This is a genomic window from Marinimicrobium sp. UBA4209 (genome assembly GCF_002381585.1).
GTDB lineage: Bacteria > Pseudomonadota > Gammaproteobacteria > Pseudomonadales > Cellvibrionaceae > Marinimicrobium > Marinimicrobium koreense.
On the sequence record NZ_DFTP01000063.1, the window covers coordinates 1 to 9,871 of the forward strand.

11 protein-coding genes are annotated in these 9,871 nt (G+C 58.9%); 10 read left to right on the forward strand and 1 reads right to left on the reverse strand.

Going from position 1 to position 9,871, the window contains the following annotated elements:
* Positions 1 to 72 precede the first annotated feature (72 nt).
* Positions 73 to 585, forward strand: a complete 513-nt coding sequence (locus tag B3187_RS09015) for an Hsp20 family protein (RefSeq protein ID WP_123637163.1) — start codon at positions 73 to 75, stop codon at positions 583 to 585.
* An 84-nt stretch (positions 586 to 669) separates the two neighbouring features.
* Here B3187_RS09015 and B3187_RS09020 read toward each other — a convergent pair whose 3' ends face one another.
* Entirely contained in the window at positions 670 to 1,680 is a 1,011-nt protein-coding gene (locus tag B3187_RS09020; protein WP_036159802.1) for a GlxA family transcriptional regulator, read from the reverse strand.
* Between the two features lie 161 nt (positions 1,681 to 1,841).
* On the opposite strand from B3187_RS09020, the gene B3187_RS09025 reads away from it, so the two are divergent.
* The 9 genes from B3187_RS09025 to B3187_RS09065 all read left to right on the forward strand — a co-directional run.
* Positions 1,842 to 3,746, forward strand: coding sequence for a beta-ketoacyl synthase (locus B3187_RS09025; protein ID WP_286805888.1), 1,905 nt, complete (start codon positions 1,842 to 1,844; stop codon positions 3,744 to 3,746).
* A gap of 195 nt (positions 3,747 to 3,941) precedes the next feature.
* Complete coding sequence (gene rpsP / locus B3187_RS09030; RefSeq protein WP_024459907.1) at positions 3,942 to 4,193, forward strand: 30S ribosomal protein S16; 252 nt, start codon at positions 3,942 to 3,944, stop codon at positions 4,191 to 4,193.
* Between the two features lie 17 nt (positions 4,194 to 4,210).
* The gene (gene rimM / locus B3187_RS09035) at positions 4,211 to 4,765 is read left to right on the forward strand and encodes a ribosome maturation factor RimM (protein ID WP_286805890.1); all 555 of its coding nucleotides are present in this window, start codon (positions 4,211 to 4,213) and stop codon (positions 4,763 to 4,765) included.
* A complete protein-coding gene (gene trmD / locus B3187_RS09040; RefSeq protein WP_286805891.1) occupies positions 4,762 to 5,577 on the forward strand; it encodes a tRNA (guanosine(37)-N1)-methyltransferase TrmD in 816 nt (271 codons plus the stop codon). The genes rimM and trmD overlap by 4 nt, the downstream gene beginning before the upstream one ends.
* Positions 5,570 to 5,920, forward strand: coding sequence for a 50S ribosomal protein L19 (gene rplS / locus B3187_RS09045; RefSeq protein WP_024459910.1), 351 nt, complete (start codon positions 5,570 to 5,572; stop codon positions 5,918 to 5,920). The genes trmD and rplS overlap by 8 nt, the downstream gene beginning before the upstream one ends.
* Positions 5,921 to 6,005: 85 nt before the next feature.
* A complete protein-coding gene (gene xerD / locus B3187_RS09050; protein ID WP_123637166.1) occupies positions 6,006 to 6,917 on the forward strand; it encodes a site-specific tyrosine recombinase XerD in 912 nt (303 codons plus the stop codon).
* A gap of 47 nt (positions 6,918 to 6,964) precedes the next feature.
* Entirely contained in the window at positions 6,965 to 7,723 is a 759-nt protein-coding gene (locus B3187_RS09055; protein ID WP_286805893.1) for a DsbC family protein, read from the forward strand.
* A gap of 173 nt (positions 7,724 to 7,896) precedes the next feature.
* Positions 7,897 to 9,204 (forward strand): homoserine dehydrogenase, encoded by a 1,308-nt coding sequence (locus B3187_RS09060; RefSeq protein WP_123637168.1) that lies wholly within the window; start codon positions 7,897 to 7,899, stop codon positions 9,202 to 9,204.
* The coding region (locus B3187_RS09065; protein WP_286805895.1) for a pyridoxal-phosphate dependent enzyme at positions 9,201 to 9,871 on the forward strand (671 nt) is incomplete at its 3' end. The genes B3187_RS09060 and B3187_RS09065, both read left to right, overlap by 4 nt.

The following is a 9,871-nucleotide window of genomic DNA, read 5'->3' on the forward strand; positions in this document are numbered from 1 at the left end:
CAGAGCAATATTCAATGGGACTCATCACAATGATCGAGTCCCATTGAATATTGCTCTGAAGAGGATATTGTTATGCGTAGCTTCGATTTTTCTCCCCTGTACCGTTCTGCCATCGGCTTTGATCGTATGGCCAGTCTGCTGGATACACTGAGCCGCAGCGAGCAGAACCAACCCAGCTATCCTCCATACAACATCGAGTTGACCGGTGAGGACCAGTACCGAATTACCATGGCCGTCGCCGGGTTTGACCGCTCGGAATTGAACATCGAGGTCAATCAGAACAATCTGACGATTTCGGCCAATAAAGAGCCCGAACAGGAAGAGCGGCAGTACCTGCATCAGGGCATCGCCGCGCGTAATTTTGAGCGCCGGTTCCAACTGGCCGATCACGTGGAAGTCAAAGCCGCGACCTTCGAAAATGGTCTGCTGCACATCGATCTGAAGCGGGAGATTCCCGAGGCGATGAAGCCGCGTACCATTGAGATTGATGATGGGCAAAGCCCGTCATTGAAAGACGGTCGAGACGTCAAGTCTGTGACCCACGAAGCGGAATCGAAAAACCGCGACGATTCCAAAGCCGCCTAAACGGCATTCTGTTCTCAGAAAAAACCGGCGAGTGATCTCGCCGGTTTTTTTATGGGTTTGAACTTGACGATTTTTCGGATGGGTTCACTCCGCGCTGAACAGTTTTGCTCGGACGGTAGCCCGGTATTCACGCGGGGTGATCGCCAACTGTTTTTTGAACAGGGTGGTGAAATAACCCGTATCCTGATAGCCCACCTTATCGGCAATTTCAGCGATGGTCAGGTTGCTGGTTTTCAGTAAGTCCCGGGCATTGTTGATGCGAATTTCCTGTAGGTAATCCAGGGGCGTCTGCCCGGTAGCGGCCTTGAATCGACGGTTCAGGGTTCGCGTGCTGAGCCCAAAGCGCTCTGCCACCTGAGAGAGCACCACTTCCCGTGGGTAATTATCCTGCAGCCAGAGCTGGACCTGAATGATGTCTTCATCCGGGTGGCGACTGTGCGCTTCCTCAAAGTAACCGCTGCTTTCGTAGGAGCGGCGGATTTCGTGAGAGAAATGACGTTCGACGTGGCTGGCAATGCGCTTGTTATACAGGCGCTGAATAAAGTGGACCGTCAGATCCGCCAGCGAGTTCACACTGGCGGCACAGTAGAGATTGCCCGCTTGGGTGATGAAGTACTGCCGCTTGAGGTCGACCTCAGGATAGTCGCGTTGGAATTGGTCGAAGTAGTGCCAGTGAGTCGTGGCGGGTTTGCCGTTGAGCAGCCCCGCCTCGGCCAGAAAACAGCAGCCGGTGCCCACCGCGCTGATCAGGGCGCCGTTCTGATATTGCTCCCGGAGCCAGTCCAGCACCTGCGGTTGGCGCCGGATGATGGGACGCGGGTTGCGCCAGAAGCCGGGTACATAAACCAGATCGGGGGAGGGGGCATTCTCCAGGGCGTGGTCTGGCGTCCAGCGCAGGCCGGATCGGGTCGCGGCCGGCTCACCCTGGGCCGAGACCGTGCTCAATATCAGTCGGGTTCGCTGGCTGCCGCGGTCGCGCTGGTTGGCGCTCTCCGCCGTGAGCAGCATCTCCATGGGCAGGGTGGCGCTGGTAGCCAGCATGTTGTCGCTGAGCAGAAACGCTATCTGAATGGCTTCTCCGGCATTCTGGGGCATAAAACGGGCTCTCTGGTGTGATTTGGCCAAAATACCACAAGTTTTGGCGAAAACAACCATGACAATTGCCAGTCAGGGCAATACACTTTCCAGCTGTCCAGACCTCGTGTGCCCGCCGTCTGTGGACCCGTCGAGGTTGTTGAATTCAATGGGAGTCAACTATGTCATCACTGCCGGTTATTGTGGGATTTGGTGGTTTTAATGCCGCCGGTCGAAGCTCGGGTCATCATGCCTATCGGCGAATGATCATCGAAAGCTTGCCCACACAAGAGCGGCAGGAGACCCTGGCCGGCCTGGCGGTGCTGATGGGGCTGGTGACTTTCGAAGACAATGCTTATCGGGACGCGGATGACCGCCCCTATGAGCTGGCCGAGATTGAGCGCCAGTTCGGCCCGGCGATTCTGGAGGGCACGCTGATTCGCCGCATCGACCCGGCGCTTTTTGATGTGGATGCCGCGCACTGGCAGAAAAGTGCCAGCCTCAGTGGTAGCGAGGCGCCCATGAGTTTTGAATTGTCCGAGCGCGACCTGCCCGAACCGCTGCCTTCCGACTGGCAGGTTCAAACGCTGGATGATCGGCGCGTCAAAGTCACGCTGACTGGAACACTGGATGTAAAATGGGACAGCTTCCGGGCCCTGCCGGTCAAGTCCGCCGGGCAACTGCCCAAGGGGTTCGATCCCGGCACTCTGTATAACTCCCGCTTTCATCCCCGAGCGTTGCAGTTGACCGTCATTGGTGCCTCTGATGCGATCCAGTCGGTGGGTGTGCCCTGGGCTGACATTGCCAATGCGGTGCGTCCGGACCAGGTGAGTGTATATGCCAGCAATGTCATGAGTCAGATGGACGAGGCGGGCTTTGGCGGTTTGCTGCAGGCGCGCCTGAAGGGCGGTCGGGTCAGTACCAAGCAGTGCCCACTGGGTCTGAACAGCATGCCGGCGGATTTCGTCAACGCCTACATTATCGGCAGCGTCGGTCAGACCGGGGCCATTGCCGGCGCTTGTGCCTCATTTTTGTATAACCTGCGCGCGGCGGTGGAAGACATTACCGCCGGGCGCTGCCGGGTCGCGGTGGTGGGTAACGCCGAGGCGCCGATCACCCCGGAAATCATCGATGGTTATGCCACCATGGGTGCTTTGGCCGCCGAAGACAAACTGAAGAAAATCGACGGTGCCGACGAGACCGACCCTCGTCGGACCAGTCGGCCGTTCGGGGAAAACTGCGGTTTCACCATTGCCGAGTCCAGCCAGTATGTGGTGCTCATGGATGATGCGCTGGCGCTTGAGCTTGGAGCCGATATTCACGGTGCGGTCAATGACGTGTTCATCAATGCGGACGGTTTCAAAAAGTCGATTTCCGCACCGGGGCCGGGTAACTACATCACCATGGCCAAAGCGGTCGCCTCCGCGCGCGCCATTCTGGGTGATGAGTCGATCCAGAAGCGCTCCATGATTCAGGCCCACGGCTCCAGCACCCCCCAGAATCGGGTGACCGAATCCGAGATCTTTCATCGGGTGGCCGAGGTGTTCGGTATTACCGACTGGCCGGTCACCGCGGTCAAGGCCTATGTGGGCCACACCCTGTCCGCCGCCAGCGGCGAGCAGTTGATCAACAGCCTCGGTGTGTTCCGTTATGGCTTTGTGCCGGGCATCAAGACCATCGACAAGGTGGCGGATGACGTGTTTTCCGAACGCCTGACCATTCCGCTGGAGGACCTGGATCGCCGGGAAAATCCGCTGGATGTGGCGTTCCTGAACTCCAAAGGGTTTGGTGGCAACAATGCCACCGCCAGCGTGCTGGCCCCCCGGGTGGTGGAGCCGATGCTGCGCCGGCGCTACGGTGACTCGGCGTTTGAGGCTTACGCGGCGCGTCGGGAGTCGGTCCGGGAGCGGGCCGGGGTCTATGATAGCCAGGCGCTCAAGGGGCAGTTCGATACCCTGTACCACTTTGGCCAGAACATGATCGATGAGAGCGAAATCGAGCTGGGCAGCCGGGAGTTGCGCCTGCCGGGCATGGCGCAGAGTATCGATCTGGACCTCCCCAATCGCTACACCGATATGACCGACTGACCGCCCGGGCGTCTGCCGGTCGGCCACAAGCGGCTGGCCGGCACGCAAATTGGCCGATCTTTGTCCATATCGGCCTATACAAAGCCGATTCTTTCCCTTAAAATACCGCGCCTTTCGCACCCTGTGTGTGATTGGGTCTTTTCACCGGGTGTCGGTAAGTGCCGGCCCCAATTGGAAAATATAGGAAAATCCTCAATGGTAACTATTCGTCTGTCACGTGGCGGCTCCAAAAAGCGTCCTTTTTACCACCTGTCCGTAACCGACAGCCGCAGCGCCCGTAACGGCCGTTACATCGAACGCGTTGGTTTCTTCAACCCGATCGCCCGCGGTCAGGAAGAGCGCCTGCGTATCGACAATGAGCGTGTCGAGTACTGGGTAGGCCAAGGCGCACAGCTGAGCGAGCGCGTAGCCAGCCTGCTGAAAGAGCAGAAGAAGCAAGCCGCCTAAGCGAGGCGCGCTTGACTATGGCTGACGCCCGAACCCGCAACAAGGGGTCAAACCTGATTGACGTCGGGCGTATTACCGCCGTATTTGGTATTCAGGGGTGGGTGAAAATTCACTCCTACACCGAGCCGCAGGAGAACCTGTTTGGCTACGGCCCCTGGTGGTTGAAAACCGCCCGGGGAGTAAAACCGGTAGAAATCGATGACAGTCGACCTCACGGCAAAGGGTTTGTTGCGCACATCAAGGGTGTCGACGACCGCGATGAGGCCGCCCTCTACACCGGGGTGACCATTGCCGTGGAAAAACAGCTGCTCCCGGAGCTGGAAGGGGACGACTATTACTGGCATCAGTTGCAGGGCCTTCGGGTCGTCAGCCACTGGGGCGGTCAGGAGTACGATCTGGGTACCGTGACACGCTTGCTGGAGACTGGCGCCAACGATGTGTTGGTGGTGCAGGGTGATGCCCAGAGTATCGACCAGAGCGAGCGATTGATTCCCTATGTGCCCGAACAGTATGTGCGCCGGGTTGACCTGGCGGCAGAGTGTATCGAGGTGGACTGGGACCCGGAGTTTTGAGCGAAGCGCCCGAAACACAGCCGGTACGACTGGCGGTGGTCAGTCTGTTTCCGGACATGATGCAGGCGGTGACCGGCTACGGTGTGACCGGTCGGGCCGTCAAGCAGGGGCTGATCGACGTGCAGTGCTGGAACCCCCGGGAGTTTACTCGGGATAAGCACCGCACGGTAGACGATCGACCCTACGGTGGCGGTCCCGGCATGGTGATGATGGTGGAGCCTCTGCGCGACGCTATCGCGGCCGCCCAGGCCTGGGCCGGGGAGGACGCACCGGTGATTTATCTGTCGCCTCAGGGGCGGCCGCTGGATCAGTCTGGCGTAGAAACCCTGGCCAGTTATGGCCCGATGGTGCTGGTGGCGGGACGCTATGAAGGGATTGATGAGCGTTTGCTGAAGACGGTGGTCGATCAGGAGTGGTCCATCGGGGATTACGTTCTGAGTGGCGGTGAGTTGCCCGCCATGGTGGTAATTGATGCCGTGACCCGGCTGATTCCAGGCGCTTTGGGGCACGCTCAGTCGGCAGAGCAGGATTCCTTCACGGAGGGGTTGCTGGACTGCCCACACTACACCCGCCCGGAAAATTTTGAAGGGCATGAGGTCCCGGAAGTGCTACTGTCCGGTGACCACGAAAGAATTCGGCGCTGGCGCCTGAAACAGGCGCTGGGGCGGACCTGGCAGAAACGGCCAGACTTGCTTGAAGCAATTAACCTAACCGAGGAACAGCATGCGCTGTTGACGGACTTTCGTCGGGACCTTGAAGCACTTAACTCTAGCTGTGAAGCTACAGACTCTCAGGAGACTAGGCATGACTAACAAGATCATTCAGGCGCTCGACGCCGAACAGATGAAACAGGATGTACCGGAATTCGCCCCGGGCGATACCGTTGTGGTACAGGTAAAGGTAACCGAAGGTAACCGCGAGCGTCTGCAGGCGTTTGAGGGTGTGGTTATCGGTAAGCGTAACCGCGGCCTGAACTCTGCATTCACCGTGCGCAAGGTATCCCACGGTGTGGGCGTTGAGCGTACTTTCCAGGTGCACAGCCGTCAGGTTGACAGCATCCAGGTGAAGCGTAAGGGTGATGTTCGCCAGGCGAAGCTTTACTACCTGCGCGACCTGACCGGCAAGGCAGCACGCATCAAGGAAAAGCTGTCCTAAGCGATACGCTGATCCGTTCAAAAAAACCGGGGCCTTAGCTCCGGTTTTTTTATGGTATTCTCGCTCCAACGCCAACCAATGACCGATGAGCGCTGTGACCTTACCCGCCCAAGAGAGCCAGGCCCTGGAGCAATACCTCGACGCCATCTGGATGGAAAAAGGCCTCAGTGAGAATACCCTGAACTCCTATCGGCGCGACCTGGAGGCGTTTGCGCGCTGGCTGGTCGAGCAGGGCAGGGGGCTGATGTCGTTGGATGCGGTCTCCGCCTATGACTACCTCGCCTACCGTCACCGAAAGGGCTATTCCAGTCGCTCCACGGCGCGCTTTCTCTCCTGTGTTCGCGGCTTTTACCGCCACCAGATCCGCGAAGGGCGGCTGGCGGAAAATCCCCTGGCCCTCGTGGACAACCCGAAACTGCCCAAATCGTTACCCAAGTCCCTCACCGAGGCCGATGTTGAGCGGCTGCTGATGGCACCGGATCTGGAAGATCCAGTGGGCTTTCGCGACCGTACCATGCTGGAGGTTCTGTACGCCTGTGGTCTTCGGGTCAGCGAGTTGGTGGGGCTCACGCTGGCGCAGGTCAATCTTCGCCAGGGGGTGGTCCGGGTCATGGGAAAGGGCAGTAAGGAGCGACTGGTGCCGCTCGGTGAGGAAGCAATCGACTGGATTTCCCGTTATCTACAGGAAGCGAGACCTGTGCTCTTGCATAATGCGCCCAGTGAAGTACTCTTTCCCAGCACTCGCGCCCGAGAGATGACCCGTCAGACGTTTTGGCACAGAATTAAACATTGGGCGCTGGTGGCGGGTATCGACAAACCCCTGTCGCCTCATACGCTGCGACACGCCTTTGCGACCCACCTGTTGAACCACGGGGCGGATTTGCGGGTCGTACAGTTATTGTTGGGCCACAGTGATCTGTCGACTACCCAGATATACACCCATGTCGCCCGGGCGCGGATGCAGGAGCAGCATCGCCAGCATCACCCCCGGGGATGACGCGTCAGTGTCGTTGAATACTTTGAAATTGTGACAGGAAAACGTTTATGTTGAAGCAAGTGGCGGTTGGTCTGATGGTCCTGATGGGGAGTGTGTTGGCCCAGGCTCAGGAAATGTCCACCGAGGACCGTATTCTCAAGGCCCTCTCCGAGGCACGTCCCGATTTTGAGTTTACCGATGTGCGCCCGGCGCCCATTGAGGGGCTTTACCAGGCTCGGGTGGTCGGCGGACCGGTGCTCTATGTCTCTCCGGACGCGCAACTGATGATTGCCGGTGACATGTTCACCATTGAGCCCGGTGGCTTTGGGCGCTACGAAGACCCGGCGGTCGTGGAAAAGCGCAAGCAGCTTGCCGCTCAATTGGATGAAGAAGACACCATTGCCTTCGCTCCGGAGGGTGAGAGCAAAGCGGTGGTGTATGTGTTCACGGATGTGGACTGCGGGTACTGCCGTCGCCTGCACAGTCAGATGAGCGCCTATCAGGACGGTGGTGAAACCAAGCCCGGCTACAATGACTTGGGCATCGAAATTCGTTACCTGGCCTATCCTCGGGCCGGTGTGGGCAGTCCCTCCGCCCAAAAGCTGGAAACCGCCTGGTGTGCGGACGACCAGCAGGCCGTACTGGATCGTCTGAAAAACCTCCAATCGGTGGACAACAAATCCTGTGATAACAACCCGGTGGCTAAACATTATCGCCTCGGTGGCGAGTTCGGCGTGAACGGCACGCCGGCGCTGGTGCTGCCCAACGGGACGGTGCAGCCCGGCTATGTGCCGCCGGCGCAGCTCGCCCAGATTCTGGGGCTCTGATGGCCCCATCCCTGTCGCCAATTGACACCTCGCGAGCGGCCCAGTAAGGTTGCTCGCCCGCGCCTCGCTCCGGGGCGCGCATTCCAGTAGAATAGCCGGTCTCGCCCGCCCGCACCCAGCGTTGGCGGGCGTTACCTTTTACCAGCAGGGCTCATTTTTTGGGGGAGAGAAGTTTGAAACCGGTCAAAATAGGTATCTGTGGCCTCGGCACTGTCGGCAGCGGCACGGTCAACGTTCTTCATCGCAACAGCCGGGTGATCAACGCCCGTGCCGGTTGTGACATTGTGATTGGCCAGGTCGCCTGTCGTCGCGACGATGTGGACTGCGACATCTCCGGGCTGAACGTCACCCGCGATATCTTTGAGGTTGCCACCAACCCGGACATCGACATTCTGATCGAGCTGATCGGCGGAATTGATGTGGCCCGCGAGCTGATTCTCAAGGCGATTGAGCACGGCAAGCACGTGGTTACCGCCAACAAGGCCCTGATTGCCGAGCACGGTAACGAGATTTTTGCCGCCGCCAATGAAAAGGGTGTGACCGTCGCCTTTGAAGCCGCCGTGGCCGGTGGTATCCCCATCATCAAGGCGATCCGTGAGGGCCTGTCTGCCAACAAGATCGAGTGGCTGGCGGGTATCATCAACGGCACTGGTAACTTCATTCTCACCGAAATGCGCGACAAGGGTCGCGGTTTCTCCGAGGTGCTGGAAGAGGCTCAGGAGCTGGGTTACGCCGAAGCCGACCCGACGTTTGACGTCGAGGGCATCGACGCGGCCCACAAGCTGGTAATCCTGGCCTCCATCGCTTTCGGTATCCCCCTGCAGTTCGACAAAGTATTCACCGAAGGCATCAGTCGTATCGCCCCGCAGGACGTTCAGTACGCCCAGGAGTTGGGTTACCGGATCAAGCATCTGGGGATTGCCCAGAAAGGGCCCAAGGGCATTGAGCTGCGCGTGCATCCGACCCTGATTCCCCAGAAGCGCCTGATCGCCAATGTGGATGGCGTGATGAACGCCGTGTTGGTCAAGGGCGATGCCGTCGGCCCGACCCTGTATTATGGTGCCGGTGCTGGGGCCGAACCCACTGCCTCGGCCGTACTGGCGGATATCGTCGATGTCGCGCGCACCCTGACCGCTGACCCCGAGCACCGGGTTCCCTACCTCGGCTTCCAGCAGGAACAGCTGCGCAGCGAACTGGAAATCGTGCCCATTGAAGAGGTCGAGACTGCTTACTATCTGCGTATGTCGGCTCTGGACAAACCCGGGGTGCTGTCGCAGGTTGCACAAATTCTGAGTGACTCCGGCATCAGTATCGAAGCCCTGATCCAGAAAGAGGCCGCGGACGAAGAAGAAATCGTTCCGTTGATTCTGTTGACCAACCGGGCCGTGGAAAAGCAACTGGTCGAGGCGATCATCAAGATCGAATCCCTGAGCTCCATCACCGGCCCGATTACCCGCATCCGTGTGGAGCCATTGAAGTGAAATACATCAGCACTCGGGGCCAGGCCCCGGCCCTCGATTTTGAAGACGTTGTCCTGACCGGGTTGGCGCCAGATGGCGGCCTGTATGTACCGGAAACGCTGCCGGAATTCAGCCAGGAAGAAATCGCCTCCTGGGCGGGCCTCTCCTACGAAGAGCTCGCGTTCAAAATTATGGCCCCGTTCGTTTCCGGTGCCGTATCCGATGCGGAACTCAAGCAGATCATCAGTGAGGCCTACAGCAGCTTCCGCCACGACGCCATTGCGCCTCTGGTGCAGACGGCGCACAACGAATGGATTCTGGAACTGTTCCAGGGTCCGACCCTGGCGTTCAAGGATTTCGCCCTTCAGTTCCTCGGCCACCTGCTCGATCACCTGCTGAAAAAGCGTCAGCAGAAAGTGGTGGTCATGGGGGCAACCTCCGGGGATACCGGATCGGCGGCGATTGAAGGCTGCCGCCGGTGCGACAATATCGATATTTACATTCTGCACCCCTACAAGCGGGTGTCGGATGTACAGCGCCGACAGATGACCACGGTGCTGGAAGATAACGTGCATAACATCGCGTTGGAAGGCAACTTTGACGATTGCCAGAATATGGTGAAAGCCAGTTTCGGCGATCAGTCATTTCTGCCCGAAGATCGTCAACTGGTGGCGGTCAATTCGATCAA